Source organism: Clostridium pabulibutyricum, from assembly GCF_058242705.1.
Window position 1 is genome coordinate 86,536 of sequence record NZ_JBZAYZ010000009.1, and the last position, 20,773, is coordinate 107,308.

16 protein-coding genes, 1 riboswitch and 1 other annotated feature are annotated in these 20,773 nt (G+C 34.4%); of the genes, 5 read left to right on the forward strand and 11 right to left on the reverse strand.

Annotation, left to right across the window (positions count from 1 at the left end; translation table 11 throughout):
* Nucleotides 1-176: 176 nt before the first annotated feature.
* Both larB and larC read right to left on the reverse strand, forming a co-directional pair.
* A complete protein-coding gene (gene larB / locus AC4CVH_RS10825) occupies nucleotides 177-926 on the reverse strand; it encodes a nickel pincer cofactor biosynthesis protein LarB (protein WP_490787773.1) in 750 nt (249 codons plus the stop codon).
* A 46-nt stretch (nucleotides 927-972) separates the two neighbouring features.
* Entirely contained in the window at nucleotides 973-2,202 is a 1,230-nt protein-coding gene (larC, locus tag AC4CVH_RS10830; RefSeq protein ID WP_490787774.1) for a nickel pincer cofactor biosynthesis protein LarC, read from the reverse strand.
* A 138-nt stretch (nucleotides 2,203-2,340) separates the two neighbouring features.
* Between larC and AC4CVH_RS10835 the strand changes: the two genes are divergently transcribed.
* Both AC4CVH_RS10835 and AC4CVH_RS10840 read left to right on the forward strand, forming a co-directional pair.
* Complete coding sequence (locus AC4CVH_RS10835; RefSeq protein WP_490787775.1) at nucleotides 2,341-2,964, forward strand: DNA-3-methyladenine glycosylase; 624 nt, start codon at nucleotides 2,341-2,343, stop codon at nucleotides 2,962-2,964.
* A 7-nt stretch (nucleotides 2,965-2,971) separates the two neighbouring features.
* On the forward strand, nucleotides 2,972-3,226 hold the full coding sequence (locus tag AC4CVH_RS10840; protein WP_490787776.1) for a GIY-YIG nuclease family protein: 255 nt from the start codon (nucleotides 2,972-2,974) through the stop codon (nucleotides 3,224-3,226).
* 23 nt (nucleotides 3,227-3,249) lie between these two features.
* Here the strand turns inward: AC4CVH_RS10840 and AC4CVH_RS10845 are convergent, their stop codons facing one another.
* The 6 genes from AC4CVH_RS10845 to AC4CVH_RS10870 all read right to left on the reverse strand — a co-directional run bounded on the left by AC4CVH_RS10845 (nucleotide 3,250) and on the right by AC4CVH_RS10870 (nucleotide 15,608).
* Nucleotides 3,250-4,317, reverse strand: coding sequence for a mannose-1-phosphate guanylyltransferase (locus tag AC4CVH_RS10845; protein WP_490787777.1), 1,068 nt, complete (start codon nucleotides 4,315-4,317; stop codon nucleotides 3,250-3,252).
* An 82-nt stretch (nucleotides 4,318-4,399) separates the two neighbouring features.
* Complete coding sequence (locus AC4CVH_RS10850; protein WP_490787778.1) at nucleotides 4,400-8,479, reverse strand: AAA domain-containing protein; 4,080 nt, start codon at nucleotides 8,477-8,479, stop codon at nucleotides 4,400-4,402.
* A 222-nt stretch (nucleotides 8,480-8,701) separates the two neighbouring features.
* Nucleotides 8,702-9,307: a DedA family protein gene (locus AC4CVH_RS10855; RefSeq protein ID WP_490787779.1), complete on the reverse strand. Its 606-nt coding sequence runs from the start codon at nucleotides 9,305-9,307 to the stop codon at nucleotides 8,702-8,704.
* Between the two features lie 58 nt (nucleotides 9,308-9,365).
* Nucleotides 9,366-10,367, reverse strand: a complete 1,002-nt coding sequence (locus tag AC4CVH_RS10860; RefSeq protein ID WP_490787780.1) for a LacI family DNA-binding transcriptional regulator — start codon at nucleotides 10,365-10,367, stop codon at nucleotides 9,366-9,368.
* Between the two features lie 168 nt (nucleotides 10,368-10,535).
* On the reverse strand, nucleotides 10,536-13,646 hold the full coding sequence (gene ileS, locus AC4CVH_RS10865) for an isoleucine--tRNA ligase (RefSeq protein ID WP_490787781.1): 3,111 nt from the start codon (nucleotides 13,644-13,646) through the stop codon (nucleotides 10,536-10,538).
* A gap of 54 nt (nucleotides 13,647-13,700) precedes the next feature.
* Nucleotides 13,701-13,921, reverse strand: a binding site (T-box leader).
* Nucleotides 13,922-14,000: 79 nt separating this feature from the next.
* Nucleotides 14,001-15,608, reverse strand: coding sequence for an N-acetylmuramoyl-L-alanine amidase (locus AC4CVH_RS10870; RefSeq protein ID WP_490787782.1), 1,608 nt, complete (start codon nucleotides 15,606-15,608; stop codon nucleotides 14,001-14,003).
* 175 nt (nucleotides 15,609-15,783) lie between these two features.
* On the opposite strand from AC4CVH_RS10870, the gene AC4CVH_RS10875 reads away from it, so the two are divergent.
* Nucleotides 15,784-16,419, forward strand: coding sequence for an MBL fold metallo-hydrolase (locus tag AC4CVH_RS10875; protein ID WP_490787783.1), 636 nt, complete (start codon nucleotides 15,784-15,786; stop codon nucleotides 16,417-16,419).
* 50 nt (nucleotides 16,420-16,469) lie between these two features.
* Here AC4CVH_RS10875 and AC4CVH_RS10880 read toward each other — a convergent pair whose 3' ends face one another.
* The 3 genes from AC4CVH_RS10880 to nrdD are packed head-to-tail and all read right to left on the reverse strand — an operon-like array spanning nucleotide 16,470 to nucleotide 19,537.
* Nucleotides 16,470-16,838, reverse strand: coding sequence for an ArsR/SmtB family transcription factor (locus AC4CVH_RS10880; RefSeq protein WP_490787784.1), 369 nt, complete (start codon nucleotides 16,836-16,838; stop codon nucleotides 16,470-16,472).
* 48 nt (nucleotides 16,839-16,886) lie between these two features.
* Nucleotides 16,887-17,396 (reverse strand): anaerobic ribonucleoside-triphosphate reductase activating protein, encoded by a 510-nt coding sequence (nrdG, locus tag AC4CVH_RS10885; protein ID WP_490787785.1) that lies wholly within the window; start codon nucleotides 17,394-17,396, stop codon nucleotides 16,887-16,889.
* A gap of 32 nt (nucleotides 17,397-17,428) precedes the next feature.
* On the reverse strand, nucleotides 17,429-19,537 hold the full coding sequence (gene nrdD, locus AC4CVH_RS10890; protein ID WP_490787786.1) for an anaerobic ribonucleoside-triphosphate reductase: 2,109 nt from the start codon (nucleotides 19,535-19,537) through the stop codon (nucleotides 17,429-17,431).
* Between the two features lie 189 nt (nucleotides 19,538-19,726).
* On the opposite strand from nrdD, the gene AC4CVH_RS10895 reads away from it, so the two are divergent.
* Together AC4CVH_RS10895 and thiT are read left to right on the forward strand one after the other, a co-directional pair.
* Nucleotides 19,727-19,918, forward strand: a complete 192-nt coding sequence (locus tag AC4CVH_RS10895; protein ID WP_490787787.1) for a hypothetical protein — start codon at nucleotides 19,727-19,729, stop codon at nucleotides 19,916-19,918.
* 27 nt (nucleotides 19,919-19,945) lie between these two features.
* Nucleotides 19,946-20,044, forward strand: a riboswitch (TPP riboswitch).
* A gap of 70 nt (nucleotides 20,045-20,114) precedes the next feature.
* Nucleotides 20,115-20,756: an energy-coupled thiamine transporter ThiT gene (gene thiT, locus AC4CVH_RS10900; protein WP_490787788.1), complete on the forward strand. Its 642-nt coding sequence runs from the start codon at nucleotides 20,115-20,117 to the stop codon at nucleotides 20,754-20,756.
* Nucleotides 20,757-20,773: the final 17 nt, after the last annotated feature.

Genomic DNA, 20,773 nt, shown 5'->3' on the forward strand with positions numbered 1-20,773 from the left:
TCCTAAGCAGTGAAGGCATGATTGCACAAATTTTATGCCAGATCACCCTAAACAGATATATTTAAATTATTTTAGAATTACAAACGTTATAATAAAATACAGACACAATGATAACGATATAATTCACTAAAAATCCACTGGATTTTGTTAAAATTTTATCGTTCTATCTTAAATCTTTAATGAATTCTATTTATCATGCTAGCTAGATAACCTGCGCCAAATCCATTATCTATATTTACAACACTCACCCCGCTTGCACAACTATTTAACATAGACAGCAATGCTGAAAGTCCTCCAAAATTTGCACCATATCCAACACTGGTAGGAACAGCTATCACTGGTTTGTCGACTAAACCGCCGACAACACTTGCCAGTGCGCCTTCCATCCCAGCTACCACAACTATCACTTTTGCCTTTCTTATAATATCGATTTTATCAAAAAGTCTATGTATTCCTGCAACTCCCACATCATATACTCTTTCCACTTTTTCTCCAAACATTTCCGCTGTTACAGCAGCTTCTTCCGAAACAGGTATATCGGAAGTGCCTGCAGTTACAACAGCTATATATGTTTTTGAAATTTCAAGCTTTCTGTTTTTTATAGTTATTATTTTTGCCTCTTCATTATATTCAGCTTTACTGCATATTGACCTCACTGCCTCATAATGACTCCTGTCAGCCCTTGTGGCAAGTATATTATCTCCCTTTGTCATCATAAATTCGACTATGCCCTTCACTTGCCCTTCAGTTTTGCCTGCACAATATATAACCTCTGGATAACCAACTCTAAGTTCCCTGCTGTTGTCTATTTTGGCATATCCCAAATCCTTGAATGAAATATCTTTGAATTTCTCTGCCGCACCATCAATACTCAAATTGCCACTTTTCACTTTTCCAAGTATATTTTTTATATTCTCTAGATCCATGCCCTCACCTTATCCTATATAATATACATTTCAACAATTTATATTACTAATTACATGATTTTATTATTTCTTTTTTAACCTCATCTATGCTGACCTTGTTCTTAATTGCAAGTTTTTTGCAATCCTCATATTCAGGCTTAAACCTTATCTTTCTGTTTTTGTAATACGAAACTTTTATATTCACATCTCCGTATTTGGTCGATACTTTTTGGGTTTCTCTCTTTAAAGTATCTCTATCTACATAAGACTTTCTAATCCCAATAGTTGTAGTATTTAAAAATACTACATTTCTTATAGAATCCTCTCTCTGACCTTTATATAAAACACTGAGCTTTACAGCAGGCCTTGATTTTTTCATTATTATAGGAGTCAAATATGCATCTGCAGCTCCAGCTTCAAACAGTTTCTGCATTACATAATCATAATTCTCAGGATTCATGTCATCAATGTTGCACTCCATTAACTTTAGGTTGTCTTTTAGAAATCCTTTTTCAGAAGAATTATCATCTGACAATGCCAGTTCATCGCTTTCACCTATAAAGACCCTTAGCACATTGGGCATTTCCTTATTATCTGTTTTTCCTATTCCATATCCTACCTTTGCTATTTTAAAGTCTTTTTTGTCTGTGTACGACGATACAAAATATGATAGGATTGCTGCTCCTGTTGGTGTAGTTGCCTCAAATGGAACCTCTGCAGTTATCGGAATTCCGGCCAGAATTTCTGATGTTGCAGGAGCCGGTACCGGAAGCGTACCATGTGCACAATTTACAAATCCATGTCCAACTTCAACCCTTGATGATAAAACTTGATCTACATCAAGATAATCAAAACATATAGCAGCACCTACAATATCGACTATGGAATCCACAGCTCCCACTTCATGAAAATGCACTTCATCCACAGGCTTGTTATGAACTTTTGCTTCTGCTTCTGCAACCTTCTTAAATATCTCAATACTTATTGTTTTTACCTTTGAACTAAGTTCACTTGAATTTATAATTTCAACAATTTGAGTTAGATTTCTATGATGATGGTGATGGTGATTATGAGAATGATTTTCCTCATGATGAGTTTTTTGTAATAAAATGACTTCTACATTCGTACCTGAAATTCCATTTTTGGTATCTTTTTGTATAAGTATATTATATTCATTAATATTTAACTTTGCAAGTTGCGATTTAACATAATTTGGATCCACCCCAAGATCAATCATAGCTCCAAGGTTCATATCACCGCTTATTCCCGAAAAACAGTCATAATAAAGTACTCTCATTGTAAAACCTCCTAAGATTTAGATAATATTATTATATTTCTTGATAATTGTAACATAATCATGTATACATAATAAGTATAAATTATTTGACAACTACATTTTACTTCATATAATCTAATATTGAAAGGCGTGAAATCCATGGAAAAACTAAAACGTAGCTTTTATGAAGAAGATACTATAAAAGTTGCTCAAAAACTACTCGGCAATATTCTTGTACACAGAACAAACAACACACTTTTATATAGCAAAATAGTAGAAGTTGAGGCCTATAAAGGAATAATCGACAAAGCTGCGCATTCATATGGTGGAAAACGTACAAAGAGAACTGAAGTCATGTATGGTATCCCGGGAATCTCCTATGTATTTCTGATATATGGAATGTATAACTGCTTCAATATAATAACTGAATCCAAAGATATTCCAACTGCGGTACTTGTGAGGGCAGCAGAACCACTGAACAATTTTGACATCATGTCTTTAAACAGATTCGGCAAACCGTATAGTGAACTTTCAAATCGTCAAAAGGTGAATCTTACAAACGGACCCGGCAAACTATGCATGGCTCTCAACATAGACCGGAGCCTCAACGGAGAAGATCTATGCAAAGATAATATATACATACTTGAAAACAACGACAAAGATTTTGATATCGAATCATCAAAAAGAATAGGTATAGATTATGCAGAAGAAGCTGCAGAATACAAGTGGCGATTCTACATAAAAGATAATATATACGTATCCAAAACCAAACCCCGGAGGTAATTGTCCCATGAACTATGTATATATGCTGAAGTGCTCGGATGGAACACTTTATACCGGATATACAAATAATATAGAAAAAAGAGTAAAGGTTCATAATCTTGGCGCTGGTGCAAAATACACCCGTGGAAGACGTCCTGTAACCCTTGTATATTTTGAAAGGTGTAAATCAAAAGGAGATGCCTTAAAACGGGAACATGAAATCAAATGCTTGTCCAGAAATCAAAAACTGGAACTTATAAAGTATAAAACCGCTCAGTTATGACATCTAAGCGGTTTTATATTTACTTATAAATATTCTTTTAAACTGCCTTTATTTTTTATAACGTCCACTAAATATTTAACCTCCTGGTCTTTGCTTTTGTCCATTACAAGAAGTACATCATCAGAGTCTACTATTATAAGATCCTTCACACCAAAGGTTATTATAAATCTTTTTTCACCAAATACAGTGCAGTTTTCACTAGCCTCTAAAAATGTATTACCTTTAACTTTATTACTTCTATAACTTTTCAAAAAACGACCTATTGCAGTAAATGTCCCCATATCATCCCAAACAAATTCGCACTTTATGACATATGCCTTTCTTGTTTTCTGCATTATTCCAAAGTCAACCGAGATACCATCTATTAAATTATATTGTTCTTCTATTATACTCCTCTCATTTCTAGTATTGAGACTCTCATAAATAGTCAGCATATTTTTATACATTTTAGGAAGGTATTTTTGCATCTCCCTCAAAAATACATCCGCCCGCCACACAAATATACCACTGTTCCAAAGATAAGTACCTTTTATTATAAGGTCTTTTGCCACTTCCAAGTTTGGCTTTTCAAGGAATCTTTCAACTTTAAAACTTGCAATTGGTGCACTTATTCTCTTTCCCATCTCTATATATCCATACCCAGTTTCAGGTCGTGTAGGTTTTACACCTATTGTTACAAGTCCCTTTTTTTTCTCCGCAATTTCCACTGCCTGTTTTATAGTGTCAATAAAAAGTTTCTGATCTCCTATATAATGATCCGACGGAAGTATTATCATGGATGCATAGCAATCCTTTTTCAAAAGTTTTACTGCTGAAAGCCCTATACACGTGGCAGTTTCCCTGTTTTGGGGTTCCGCAAATATGTTTTCGCTCTTTATATCAGGAAGTTCCTCTTGAACTTTTGATATATACTCTTCATTTGTAACTACATATATATTTTCTTTGTTTACCAGCGTAGTTATTCTATCCACCGTACTTCTTAAAAAACTTTTATTGTTTACAATTTTTAAAAACTGTTTAGGCTTCTTAGCTCTTGAAAGAGGATAAAGTCTTGTGCCTTTACCTCCAGCCAGAATCAATGCATATAACAAATATTCTCCCCCTATTTATTAAATCTTGCTTTTTATTTAAATCTCATTCACATTATATGAACTTATAGTAAATATCATGAATCTATACAACCTTTAAATTTTTCTGCTCCGAAATATCTTTTTTTGCACAACCAGGCTTTATTCCAAGGGCATCAAGTTTTTTGAAAAGCTTATTCACAACTTTTTCCGGTTCCATGTAAAACTGACTTCCCCTTATTTTCAAAAATGTCCATCCAACCCTCTCAAGATCCAATTGTCTTTCTATATTTTCTTTAAAACTGTATTTCAAGCCCTTGCTGTCACCATCACACACTATTGCAACTCTATTTCTATCACCCTCTATCATAAAATCAATATTGTATCTTCCAATCTTTATCTCAGGTATTATTTTGTACCCTCTGTTTCTTATCATAGTATATACATCCCGTTGAAAAGCCGACTGGAACACATTTTGCACACTTTCCTTCTTTGAAATAAATCTATTGTAATTCAAGAAATATTCAAGCAGTGAATATCTTACACACTCACTATTTAAATCCTCCAAATCTACAGAATGGAAAAGCCACATTTGATTCCTTGCCCTGCTTGATGCTACATTAAATCTTCTTATATCTGCATCCCTTGAAAGAGGCGCAAATTTTACATCTTTGGAAATTACCATGGAAAGGAATATAATGTCTCTCTCATCTCCCTGGAAAGAATAGGCATCACCACATATTATTCTCCTTTTTATCATCTCCTCCACACCGAGTTTTTGTCTAAGCATACCCTCAATCAAATTCGCCTGAGCTTCTCCTAAAAGCGATATAACGCCAATGGTCATTCCATAGTACCTTTGATCACCGCAGCACCGTAAAATTTGATCTACAAGTGCTTCTGCCTCCACTGTATTTACAGGTTTGGTTGTACTCCTTTTTCCGTTTACCCGTACTGACTTTACAGGCGGATAAAACGTTTCTTTCAAAGTAGGATATCTAAGTGGCCTTATCTCTCCAGAATACACATTGTTATTACTGAATCCTATTATTTCAGGAACACACCTGAAATGTTCTTTAAGCATCAATCTATTTGGGAAAATTCTCATAGCAGTATCATACAAGCTTGTTTGAAGATCAAACCACTGCTTGTCAGGTATTTTATCAAGATATTTATCTATCAAGCTTGAAACCGTTCTATGATCTATACCAACAACTTCAGGGCTTATTTGCTTGTCATCTCCAACTATCACAGCTCTTTTTGCCCTCATAAGGGCGCAAAGAGAAAATATATCACTTTGGCTGCTTTCATCGAATATAATCAGATCAAATTGGTTTGACGTTAACTTTATATTTTCAATAACCCTGTTCAAGGGCATAATCCACACCGGAATGGCATCCTTGCACTTCTCCATTTCATCCTGAGCAATTTTTCTATATTTGCTAACAAGTTTTCCTCTTCCCTTTCCAATTCTCTTGACTGCCTGCATCCATGAAAAAAGGCTCCTCTTCTGACTCTCCGTAGTACTGAGTATCTGATTGTACCATGTGCTCTTTGCAACAAGTTCCTTTACTATAAGTTTTTCCTTTATTTTTTCCCTTTCAAGATCTTCCTCTATTTTTTCAGGATTAAGTTCTTTTATTTTCTGCAGCAAATTATTCCACTGAGCCCATCTCCATGCTTTTTCAATATCATTGTAAACATGACCTACCCTGCCCCAGTTATCACTTATACCTTTTACTGTATTAGGACACATCCTGCTCATTCTATCAAGTATACTGTTTATTTTATTTATCTTTATGCTTTTTTGTTTTATATTACTTAGCATCGTTATGGATTCATTTAAACTATCCTCTGGCATATCTACAATACTTGTGCAATCTCCTATATCCTTTTTTACAACTGACATCAGCTTGTCTAAGTTGCGAAAATATATCTTAAGCTCATTGCATTCCCTTATTCTTTTTAAATTTTTAACGCAACTTTCCAAATAACTGTACGTATTTATATCATACCAGTCAACAGGCTTTGTAATCGCTATTTTTCCAAGTTTGCTTATGACTTTTGACTTGAAGCTGTCGTTCCAGTCAACAATCAATCCCAACTTGTTGAGATTCTCCTGTATATTTAGCATGTCAATATCTTCCTGTATCTCACTATTCTTGTTATAATCTTTTATTGTATTTTCCCATATATTCTCAAGTTCATCCAAAGCAGATTTTTTTTGTAAAAACAATTTGATCACAATTGCCTGATCCATTCCCTCAAATTGCTTGCCGTCTACAATACATTTTGAAAAAATATATGCACATTCCGGATGCATTATCTTAAACAACTTTCCAAACTTTTTCTTCTCCTCCAGAACTTTATAAACAATTTCAAAATTTGCTACAAACCTCTCATCATCTTCTTCAGGCATCTCAATCTTATGACTCCTAAGTTCCCGTGATATTTTAGTAATAATCATTATCAAACTCTGCGACTTATAATATAACTCCCTGAATACCTGCCGTACAACATCACTCTTGTCATAATTTTTAAATACATTTTCCCACATGGTTCCTTTAAGTAATGAAACACTATTTTCACATTCTTCAATTGAATTTAAAAGCTCATCATAATTGCATCTGTCATTGCATGGTATATGCCAGTCCTTTATGCTTTCTTCATACTCTTTATAATTCACCTTCAATTCCTTATATCTGTCTATAAAAGACTTTATCTCTTCCTCTTTTGGAAGTTTATCTATTATAGTTTTTATACTGTCAAACTTTAACTTTTCCTCTCTGCTGATCTCCCCAAGTAAATCTTTCAGCACCTCAAAATCTTCCTTTGAAACAGGCATGTCATTTTTTATATTTATAGTATCCTTGATCCATGAATATTTTGAAGAATAATTTTTAACCCACTTTGCTGCATCTATAAGGCTGTACTTTTTTCCAGAATAGCTTATTGTTTGATTTTCAAGATCCTGTACTTCTTTCAACCTTATATAAAGCAGCTTTTGCTTGTCTACGCAATAACCAAGCTGTCGCTTCAGTGCTTCTATGTCCTTTGATATATTCCGCGGATCTGAAGACAAATTATTTGTTATTTTTCTAACTGACTCACTAAGTTCCTTAAAAGACTCGGAATCGTTACCAAGAAGGCTTATGCAAAGAGGTTTTATCTCGTCAGGTATCTTTTTGGTAAGCACCCTTAAGGCCCTATCAGTTTGACTTGTTACCAAAATCCTTTTTCCATACGCAAGAAGATGACATATCAGATTTACTATAGTGTGACTTTTACCCGTTCCCGGTGGTCCCTGCATAACTACTCCACAATTATGCGATATTCTTTTTATAATCTCCTTCTGCTCTGAATTTGCTGGAAGAGGGAATAGAACCCTCTCGGATATCTTGCTCCAATCTTCTGGATCATCATTCTTGTCAGCACAATTGCAATCTTCACCTACAAGAAGTTTTATAGGCTCCGGTATAGGAAAGCCTTCTTTTATTTTGCACAATATATTGTTTATCTCATTTTGCCATAACTTCATGCTGTTCTTTCTCACAAATACAACGAAAGTATTATATAATACCGGATGTCCTTCAGTTTGAATTTTATCCTTTGAAAAATACCCCTCTTTTATTTCCCCCTTTGGATCAATACACTCCATTATATTTTTAAATATATCCCTTACATCATCTTTAATTCTAGGATCCAAATTCATATTGTTTATTTTATTCTCAAACTCCAGGCTGTCTTTGATATCAAAATTTTCAATATCTTCAAATATACTCGACTGAAACTTCGTATTACCAGACGGTACAAGATCAAATGCTCTCTTTAACGCATTAAATTCTATCTTCATTCTGGTTTCAAGCACTGGATGTACAATGTTTTTTTTATTCACATCCCAACACAGAAGTCCATATCCACATATTATTTCAAAATTTTCACCGTGTTTCTCATTTTCTTGATAAAGTTCAAAAAAATCATCATATAATTTTTTGCATTTTTTATTTACCTCTATCCAAAAATCATTACTCGGATTTTTGTTTAAAGTACATCCTGGAAGATTAAAAAATTCTTCTTCCCAGTACAATTTATCATAATCGTGTACATTTTTAACTGTCTTTTCATTTACATTCTTCAGACTAAGCAGATATAAAAATATTCTTTGAACCTTTTCTCTGTAATCCATATTATCCTCCTTTGTAAAAATTTATTATAATATTTTATACAGCTAATTCATATACTTACTTTTGTGTTAAATTATACCATCAAGAATAAATGTTGTACAATAAAATCGTTAAACAAAGTTCATGTAGAAATGACATCATTCCTTTTAATAGTTCAAACATGCATATTAAAAAAGGACTTAATACAGGAAATAAGTTATTCCTATATCAAGTCCTTTGAAATTTCAATCTTCGACTTTTCTGAACTTTAAAACCATTTTATATAATACAAATACAACTACTATAATTACCACACCTATATCTGCAAAATGAAAAAGTCCGCGTATTGCTGTCCAGTTTTCACCCATTTTATAACCCGCAAAGGCCAACATGATACTCCATATCAATGATCCAATAAAAGTATAAACCAGAAACTTTTTAAAGTTCATCTTGCTTATACCTGCTGGAAGTGAAATAAACGTCCTTATTATTGGAAGAAGTCTTGAAAAGAAGACTATGCTTTCACCATATCTGTTAAAATACTCATCACTTTTATTTATGTGAGACTTAGACAATTTCAATTTTTCAGCATATTTTTCAACAAGAGGTCTGCCTCCAATTTTACCTATGTAATAAGAAACACATGACCCAAAAGTTCCTCCAAGTGTTCCAATTATAATAACGGCAATCAAGTTCAATCTCCCGGAAAAACTCAAATACCCCCCGAAAGGAAGTATAGCCTCGCTGGGTACTGGAATGCATGCACTCTCAAGTGCCATGGCAACAAAAGTACCCACATATCCTGTCTTGTCTAAAACCATTATAACAAGATCTATCAATCTTTCTACCATAAATTTTCCTTTCCTAATAGTCCCCCGTTTTAAACTTAGACCAGGTATTCAACACAACTTACTTTTTACATGAATCTCTTTCTATCAAGTTATGTCCAAGTACATATTTCGTTGTAGCTATCTCTTTTTTGTTTATGATTTTTATGAGCATCCTCATTCCAACCGATCCCATATCATACATAGGCTGAGATACTGTAGTTATCTTAGGATAAAATATAGCAGATGAATAAATGTTTCCAAATCCCATTACATCCACATCTTCAGGAACCTTCATTCCTTTGTCTCTCAATGCGTTTATAGCTCCCATGGCTACATCATCGCTACAGCAAAATACAGCATCTATATTTTTTTGCTTGTCAAGAATGTTAATCATTCCATCATACCCATCATTAGCCTTTAACGCACCAAAATATACATTTCCTTCATTTACGCTGATACCACTTTCCTTAAGGGCATCTTTATATCCCCCATATCTAAGCGCACTTGCGTTGGCCTCGTCTCCGTCAATTCCTATATATGCAATATTTTTGTTGCCTTTCTCTATCAGGTATTTTACTCCATCATAAGCAGCCTTTCTGTTGTCAATTGTAACACTTGGAATGTCTTCTGCATCATTTGCAGTTTCCACAAGCACCATTGGAAGTTGCAATTGCTTTATAAGGCTCAAAATACTAGGCTCAAGGGAAGCACTCATGTATAAAATACCGTCCACCATTTTTTCTTTCATTACCCTTAGATATTCGATTTCTTTTTCAAAATCCAAGTCAGTATTGCACAGCATTATATTGTAGTCATATATATTTGCTACATCTTCTGCGCCTCTTACAATCTCCGGATAAAATTGACTTGATATATCCGGTATGATTATACCTATGGTCTTCGTCTTCTGTGTTTTCAAGCTTCGCGCTATTATATTCGGCCTATATCCAAGCTTATCTATTGCTTCAAGTACCTTTTTCTTTGTTTCTTCATTCACAACATCTACATCATTTAATACTCTTGAGACTGTGGCTATAGAAACACCTGCTTCTCTAGCTACATCTTTTATTGATGCTGCCATACTCTACTCACCTACCGATTCGATTTCTTTTTTTTAATTATACTTATAAAGTTAAACTATTACAAGTTAGTTTGCACTATTTCTGATAATTTAATGTCATTTTTCTGCAATACATAAAACAAGTTATAATCATAATTAATGATTATAACTTGTTGAATTATAATTTAACTAATTACTTTTTACACGTTCAACTGAAATTTTAAAATCCCTGCCATTTATCTTGTAATCACTATATAACGCATCTTCGTTGTAAAATACAGTTGTTGACAATGTTTCCTTCTTTATCTGTTCCTCGAATTTCTTAACTACACCTTCCAGATAATCATCTCCTGAAACATATAGCTTTATATTATCTGCAACCTCGAATCCACTTTCTTTTCTCAGATTTTGAATTTTGCTTAAAAGTTCCCTCAAGTCTCCCTCTTCTTTAAGTTCCTTGGTTATTTCAGTTTCGAGAACTATTCCAACAGTTTCTTCTCCTGCAAATGCAAATCCATCAAGCCCTTTCATTGTAACAAGAACATTTTCAGGATTCAAGTCTATCTTTTGTTCCTGTACTTCAATTTCAACGGTTTTCCCAGAACTTATCTTATTTGCAAGGTCAACTTGATTCATTGAGGATATTTCTTTTCTTATTCCAGGTATGAGCTTTCCATATTTTTTGCCGAGTACAGGCAAATTCGGTTTTATATCGAAATTTACATATTTAGATAAATCCGCTCCAAATTGTATATTTTTGATATTGAGTTCATCCTTTATTATATCTCCATAATAGTCTGGAAGATTTTTAAGACTAACAAGCATACCCGACAAAGGCTGTCTGTTCTTTATATTTGCTGTATTTCTTGCACTTCTTCCAAGCTTAACTATTCTATAAGCCTCATCCATATTCTTTTCAAGTTCATTGTCTATTACCTTTTCATCACATTCAGGCCATCTGCACAGATGAACACTTTCAGGAACATTTTTATCAAGTTTTACAACCAAGTTTTGATAAATTTCCTCTGTCATAAACGGTACAAAAGGTGCTGCAATCTTTACAAGCTTTACAAGTACCCTGTACAAAGTCATATAAGCTGATATTTTATCATCTGTCATTTCCGAACTCCAGAACCTTGATCTGTTCACTCTTACATACCAGTTTGAAAGTCTATCAACAAAATCTCCTATATTTAATGCCGCCTGTGTAACTTCATAATGATCGAGATGATTTTCCGTTTCCTTCACAAGTGAATTCAATCTCGACATTATCCATTTATCCATTACATTGCTGGAAACAAAATTCTTGTGTTCAAGAGGATTAAATTTGTCAATTTCAGCATACAGAACATAAAATGAATATATATTCCACAAAGTTCCAAGGAATTTTCTCTGACTGTCCTGTACTGCTTCTTCATAGAACCTTGAAGGCAGCCATGGAGCACTTGATGTGTAAAAATACCATCTGCTTGCATCTGCTCCTTCACTGTTAAGCACAACTGATGGACTAAGTACATTCCCCTTATGTTTTGACATCTTAAGACCATGTTTGTCAAGCACATGCCCAAGAACCATGCAATTCTCAAAAGGACTCTTATCAAATAGCACAGTGGATATCGCCATAAGCGTATAGAACCATCCTCTTGTCTGATCAACCGCCTCCGTTATATATTGTGCTGGAAAGTTATGCTCAAACACATCCTTGTTTTCGAAAGGATAATGATGTTGTGCAAAAGGCATGGAACCTGAATCAAACCAGCAATCTATTACATCAGACACTCTCTTCATTTCTTTTCCGCAGTGAGGACACTTTATTTTTACAGCATCTATATACGGTTTGTGCAGTTCTATGTTTTCAGGTACATTCATACCTTTTTCCTTAAGTTCCTCAATGCTTCCTATACATTCTTTATGCCCGCATTCGCATTCCCATATTGGAAGGGGAGTTCCCCAGTATCTTTCACGGCTTAGGTTCCAGTCTATAACACCTTCTACAAACTTTCCAAATCTTCCTGTCCTTATATTGTCAGGATACCAATTCGTATTGTTTGTATTCTCAACAAGTTTATCCCTCATTGCAGACATTTTTATAAACCAGGTTCTCCTAGGATAATACAAAAGTGGAGTATCACATCTCCAGCAGAATGGATATGAATGAGTAAATTTCTCAGACTTATATAATATATTGTTTTCTTCAAGGTATTTTATTATCTTGGGGTCTGCATCTTTTACAAAAAGACCTTTCCAAGGTGTAACTTCTTCTTTGTATTTTCCCTGAGTATCCACTGAATTTACAACAGGTATATCATACTTTTTACATATATTGCTGTCATCTTCACCGAATGCCGGAGCAGTATGAACTATTCCCGTTCCATCTGTAAGTGTTACATAATCGCCGTGAAGAACATAATGTGCCTTTCCTTCGAACTTTGCAAAATTAAACATTGGTTCATAGGAAAGTCCGAGAAGCTTTTCTCCTTTGAATTTGCTTATGACTTCATATTCCCCTTCGAGTTTTCCAAGGAGCGCCTCCGCAAGTATTAGATGTTCCCCTTTGTTTACTACTTCTACGTAGTCATAGCTCTTGTTTATAACAAGTGCCATGTTATTTGGAAGGGTCCATGGGGTAGTAGTCCACGCCAACATGTATTTATCAGAATCTTTCAGTTTGAATTTTACATATACTGAAGTTTCCTTTACATCTTTATATCCCTGGGATACCTCATGAGATGAAAGTGCAGTTCCACATCTAGGGCAATATGGGACTACCTTGTACCCTTTGTATAAAAGTCCCTTTTCCCATATTTTCTTAAGTGCCCACCATTCTGATTCAATATAGTCATTATGATATGTAACATAAGGATCATCCATATCCACCCAGAATCCTATTCTGTCGGACATTTCCTTCCATTCACTTATATATGTGAATACACTATCCTTGCACTTTTTTATAAACTTTTCCACTCCATATTTTTCAATTTGCGGTTTTCCTGATATTCCAAGGCTCTTTTCAACTTCAAGCTCTACAGGAAGTCCGTGTGTATCCCACCCAGCCTTTCTAAGTACATTATAACCTTTCATAATTTTATATCTTATAATGAAATCCTTCATAACTCTTGTCAGTACATGACCTATATGCGGGTTTCCATTGGCTGTTGGAGGACCATCATAAAATGTAAAATACTCTCCATCTTTATTAAGTTCAAAATTTTTTTCAACAATTTTGTTTTCTTTCCAAAAGTCAATTATATCTTTTTCTCTGTCAGTAAAATTCTTGGAATTATCGATTTTGTCGTACATAACTTAACTCCTTTCCTCATTCGTATATCTTAAAAGTAAAAAACTCCATCCTAAAAATAGGACGAAGTTAAATTCGCTGTACCACCTATGAATAAATATTCACGTGAAAATATATTAAATCTTTAACGCAGAAAATACGAAAAGTCTTACTTAATCAAACATTCGGACTTCTAGCTGTCAGGTGATATTCCCCAAGCTTCACTGCAAATTTTCACCAATCATTTGCTCTCTTTTAGTAAAATTACTTGAGTACTCTTCCTCTTCAACGCTTTTCACCAATAAAAATCTGTATAATATAATTTCCTTATCATTATATTATACAGATTTTTCATTGTCAAATTATTTGATAAATTTTTATGAAATACCAAGTGCCGTACATATTGCCTTCGCAATCGCCGCAGCTGTCTTCTGTCTTCCGGAATCATTCCCTAGAATCGAAGCATCCTTTGAATTCGTAAGGAATCCCGGTTCTGTAAGTACCGTCGTTATTTTTGTATTTCTGGTTATGTACAGCCAGCTTCCATCCTTTAGTCCCCTGTCATATGTACCAATAGCTCCTACAATATTTTTCTGGATAAGTGATGCCAGTTTCTGTCCCTCGCTGCTTCCTGTATAGTACAATGTTTCCGTACCTTCAGCAGAACTTGAGTCAAACGCATTCGTATGTATTGACACCATAAATTTTGCCCCGGAGTTATTTGCAACATCACATCTCTTTTGAAGACTTTGAGTTACAGTAGCTGAACTGGTTTTCCTCTCATCCGTTGTTCTTGTATAAACTACATTTACCCCTTTATTTTTAAGTATTGCTCCTGTTTTAAGTGCTACATCAAGAGTTACATCATCTTCCTGATATCCATTTCCGCTTGAACCTACATCATCGCCCCTGCCATGCCCCGGGTCAATGACAACAGTCGGATTTTTGCCCGAATTCGGAGGCACCTTTGTATCTCCTTCGTTGTTTTGATTTTCATCTTTATCCTCATAAGCAAGATTTAAAGACATCAATATTCCCTGTGCAATACCTTTTGCACTCTTATTTTGAAAATCAGAACTGCTTAACGCATCACTCTCACTTTGATTTGTCATAAAACCCAAATACACCATTATAGAAGGAGCATTTATTTTACTGAACTTTTCCTCCTTTTCAGCAGAAGCCTCCTTTATTCCCCTATCTTGAGAGCCTGTAAATTTCACAATCTGTTTTTGTACGCTTTCTGCTTCTGCCTTGGACTGATCCGACTTGTTCTGCGCAGAATAATACGTTTCTATTCCTTTAACATTTTTGTCCTTGGAATAAGAATTTGCATGTATGCTTACAAATTCACTTGAATTGGACTTGTTCGATATATCCGCTCTTGCATTATCGTCAAGTGCCTTGTCCTCTGTCCTCGTATAAACCACATTTACACCATTTTGCTTTAATATTTCACCTGTTTTCAAAGCAACTGATAAATTTACATCCTTTTCCTTTGCTCCTGAGTCCGACAATGATCCACTGTCCTGTCCCCCGTGAGAAGCATCAATCGTGACTGTATACTTGCCGTTTGTGCTTTTGTCCGGAGATTTTTTTGTTGAAAACTTAAATTGAACATCCCTGCCAAGCTCAATTCCCTCGGAGGTTTTTATTCCTCCTCGAATTACAACTGTATAATCCCTTCCATACTCATAATTTACTTGAGGAGTTATACTCACCGTACATCCATTGTTTTCAGTATTCAAGCCGGCAGATACCACCTGTCCGTTAGAATCTTTAACAATTATATTGGAACTGTTCACAGTAGACTTGTCCAAACTTCTATTAAAAGTTATTTTCCACACTTTATTTACTTCAACATCTTTTCCAATAGTACTGCCATCATAATTCTGCGCAGCATATACCACTCCATTCCTTAAAAACATAACAAATGAAAATATGAGAACAATGCTGAAAAGCAGTTTGTATGAAATAGGTTTCTTCAATTTAGCACCTCTCTTTCTATATATTTCACATATATACAAATTAATCTTCAATATTACAAATTATATTATAATATAAACATTATTGAATTGATACCCAATAAATCTATATATAAGAATCAAACACAAATATATGTTATATAATAGTTGTATATTATAAAAATATGAGGTGATTTCTATGAAAATAACATATATCGGTCATTCAAGTTTCCTGCTTGAATCCTCGGGTGGTACAAGAATTCTTACGGACCCCTTCGACAATACAACCGGCTACAAGGTATTTCGCGAAAAAGTCAATGTAGTAACTATAAGCCATCATCATTTTGATCATGACTATACTTCCGAACTAACCTGTGAAAATATAATCGATAAAACTGGCTGCTTCAACTTTAAAGATACATCAATTTTAGGAATTCCTTCCTATCACGACAAGGCAAAAGGGGCAAAAAGAGGTAAAAACATAATTTTCATAATAGAACTGGATGGTTACAGGGTATGTCATCTCGGTGACCTTGGACATCTGCTTTCAGATGAACAGCTTTCAAAATTGAAGAATATAGATGTGCTTTTCATACCCGTTGGAGGAAACTTCACAATAGATGGAAAAGAAGCTGCAAAAGTTGCAAAATCAATAAATCCACACTTAATAATACCCATGCATTATAAAACTGAACTTTTGTCATTTCAGCTTGACGGTCTTGAAACTTTTTTGAGAAATATTAAAAATAGTGAAAACACAGGAACAAATTCAATACAGCTTGATAAAAGCCTAAAAGAATTTAACAAAGTAAAAATATTAAATTACAGCATATGAAATAAAACTCCCCATGCAATTTTTATAAATTACACGGGGAGTTTTATTTTTTAAGAACTGTGTTCTACATGTTCAAGCCCTGCACTAAAAAGCTGATTTATATGCTGATCATCAAGGGAATAATATACTTGTTTTCCTTCCTTTCTGAATTTTACAAGATGAGCAGATTTCAATATCCTCAGCTGATGGGATATTGCCGATTGACTCATTCCTAAAACCTCAGCTATATCACAAACACAAAGTTCACTTTTCAATAAAGCATACATAAGCTTTATCCTTGTATGATCACCGAGCACCTTGAAAAGCGAGGACAACATAAGGGAAGTCTCTTCTGAAAGCATACTCTCTTTTACATTTTCTATACAGCCCTTATGAACCTCATGACAAGAGCAAACTTCAATTTCAGAATTATTATCCACAGTATCACTTCCTTGTACAATATCAACTAAATTATTACTTATTATGTTCTAAATATCAAGTAATATTATATCTTTTTTTTTCATACTTGATTTTACATCTATAATTCTCTGATTACTGGAGCCTCTAAATTTAAGATTAGGATCCAGCCTGTCAGCTTCAAACTTTCCATCGACAAGAACATCTATGTTGCTTAGAAGATATGTTCCTGCCTCTACAACGTCATTGTTCAGTATGTTTTCAATTTTGTATCCCGTATAACACCATATATCAAGTCCAAGTTTTTTTATCCTGCTGGCCATATATCCAAAAGCTTCAGCTTGATAAAATGGGTCGCCGCCTGAAAACGTAACTCCCTTTATTAAAGGATTCAAAGCAATACTGTCAATCAAATCATCAGCCTTCATCAGCTGTCCGCCATTAAAATCATGGGTTGAGGGATTAAAACAGCCTTCACAGTTATGACCACAACCCTGTGCAAAAAATACTCTTCTAAGTCCAGGTCCGTTGACAAGGCTTTCATAAGCAATCCCAGCCAACCTAACTAACTTGTTTTCCATAACCTATAATCCCCTTGAATTAAATTTCAATATTATTTAAAATAAACTTGACGTCCTGTAGCCTGCGATATCCTGTCTTTTCTTTCGGCAACTTTTCCTTCTCCAAATCTTTCATCCAATGAAAGGTATCCTGTAACTCTCGATACTCCCTGGATATCACTACTGCCGCATTTAGGACAATTATCCTCTCCGTGAAGATAAGTTCCACAGCTCTTGCAGTATCTTATATGGAAATTTATTCCTATATAACTTATATTTGTCTTGCTGTAAGCATAGTTTATTATATCATAAACTGTATCTTCGGATGGATAATCATCCAATTCTATATAACTTATATGTCCTCCATTGCAAAGTTTATGATATGGTGCTTCAATGTTTATCTTATCTCTTATTGATATTGGGAAACCCACAGGTACATGATATGAATTAGTATAATAATCCTTATCAGTAACTCCTTTTATCTCTCCAAATATTTTTTTGTCCTTTACAATAAATTTTCCACTTAAACCTTCGGCCGGAGTAGCATAACAGCTCCAGTTCAGATGAGTTTCTTTTGTAAGCTTATCAGTATAATTTCTTATATGAGTTATAATCCTAACTCCAAGTTCTCTTGATGCTTCATCTTCCCCGTGATGCTTCCCTGTAATTGCAATCAAGGTTTCTGCAAGTCCTATAAAACCTATGCCCCAGGTTCCCTGCTTCAATATAGGTTCTATAGAATCTTCATCCTTTAGATTTTCAGAACCTTTTAAAAGCTTTTGTCCTGCAACAAACGGAAGGTCTTTGAGCCTTAAGTTCTTAAGGGTGTCATACCTGTGCATAAGCGATTGTCTGGAAAGATCCAATCGTTCATCAAGAAGTTTAAAAAACTTTTCTACACTACCCTTTGACAGAATTCCTATTCTCGGAAGATTTATTGTAGTTGGTGCTATGTTTCCTCTTCCCTTTGGTCCTTCATCTCCATTGACATTTGAACATACATAAGTTCTGCATCCCATAGTAGATGGAAGTATCCCTTTATCATAATAAACCTTGTTAAAATCTGCATCCATGTTCATAAAAGTAGGATTCATTCTCTTTGCTGCCACTCTGCATGCAGTTCTAAACAAATAATAGTAAGGATCTTCCGGATTTTTATTGACGCCTTCTTTAACCCTGAATATTATGTTTGGAAATATAGGCTGTTCTCCCTGTCCAAGTCCTTTTTCATATTCCGTCAAAAACACTTCACAAATAAGAGCTGCATCGTCTGACCTTGGCACACCTATATTTATAGAGCTGAAAGGTACCTGTGAACCTGCTCTGGAGTGCATAGTATTCAAGTTGTAAATTATGCCTTGCATTGCTTGTTCTACACTTCTTCTAAGTTTCTTCTCCGCTATTTCCCTTGCCTTGTCTCCACTTATGCCAATTCCTTCGAATTCCTTTATTATTTCCTGTCTTGTAGGTCCAACAAATATTCCCATATCATTATCAAAATCAGGATGCGACTGTCCTCCGAACATGTCATTTTGAGATGACTGAAGCAAAATGCATGAAAGCTCTGCTGCTGATTCTATTCGCTTAGGCGGCCTTATATATCCATATCCTGTATTAAATCCCCTTAGGAGCACTTCTCTTGTTGGAATATGAAGACAATTGATAGTCAAATTATAGGAATCCAAATCATGATAGTATATGTCACCATTCTCATGAGCTTTTGCAAGACTCTTTGGCATCTTTGCAAGATTGTGCCATTTGTTTGATTCACTTGCTATTCTTAAAAGCTTAGAACTATAGTTGTTTCCTACATTTGCATTGTCCCTGTCAGTCTCTACACCTATTTTGTCAATAGCTTTCATAAGATCAGACTTTATTTCTCTTATATTATTTCTGTCCTGTCTATAATTTGAATATGCAAACCCTATTCTGGTATACTTTTTTTCCATAAGAACTTCTTGAACTATGTTCTGTATATTTTCCACATCTATCTCTTCAAGATTGATTTTTTCTATACGTGATATAACCTCTCTAGTTAAATCAATAAATTCACTTTCCTTTAAATCGCACCCTATTTCATCAGATGCCCCTTTTATGGCATTTGTTATTTTAATAGAATTAAATTCTACTTTTCTTCCATCTCTTTTTACAACATGTAGCATTTACCCATCCTCCAAACTACTATATATTGTATATAATTGTACTATTTAATCGTAGAAATATCAATTCACATTTAAGCCGTAATTTTAAAGTTAATGGAGTTTAACTTCAAATTCCTTGCTTATGAATAATTATAGTTATCTTAACCAAAATAATTATATCACAACCAAAAATTATATGGAGGTAAAAAAATGATAGGAAAAATAATAGATATAAACAACATGGAAGCTACAATATCTCTTGTGGACGGAAGAACCATGCATGTATCAGTCTCCTATATTCCACATCATTCAAAAATAGGTGACAGACTGAATATAGAACCTTTCCAGGCAAAACTCACCTCAAAAGTCAGTGCAAATATGTCAATTCCGCCAATGTGTTGAATGAATACACACTGCGTAGTATAATAGTGTTAATGCTAGGGGTGCTTTTGAAAGCTGAGAAATAACTTTATTAACCCTTTACCTGATCTGGACAATACCAGCGAAGGGAAGCTCTATATTATTTCGTAATAGTTATACTTAAAAGCCAAATCTCCTTTTAGTACCTCAAAGCAAATAAAGGAGGTCTTTTTTTATTATGTCACTGCTTAAAAATTTTCAGGAAGTAATTTCACATCCAAGTTCTATATTTGCACTTATAGCCCTTATAATTATACTTTTATTTATAATAAGGGTTAAAAAAATAGAACTCAACTCACAACTCATAGCACAAATTGGAATAGCTCTTGCCCTGGCGACAATACTTAAAGTATTCAGAATATATCATCTTCCCCAAGGTGGAAGTATAACTCTAGGAAGCATGGTTCCAATACTTTTGATGTCGTTTCTGTATGGTCCTCAAGTTGGTTCGTTAACCGGTTTTCTCTATGGCATCATAACCTTGATACTGGATCCCTATATATTACAACCAGTTCAGGTGTTATTTGATTATCCTCTTCCTTTCATGGCAATTGGGCTTGCAGGATATTTTAAAAATCATAAACTCGCAGGAACAGCCATTGCAATGTTCGCCCGATTTGTATGTCATTTTATTTCCGGTATATTGTTTTTCGGAAGTTTTGCACCAAAAGGAATGTCACCCGCTGTTTATTCATTTACACTAAATGCAGGATATTTGCTAATAGAATCAATTATATGCATGGTCATAATAGGATTGCTTCCTTTCAGGCAGCTTGAATCCATACTTAAAAAGAACATTGCCCATAATACTGGAAAATAATTTTACAAATGTTTAAA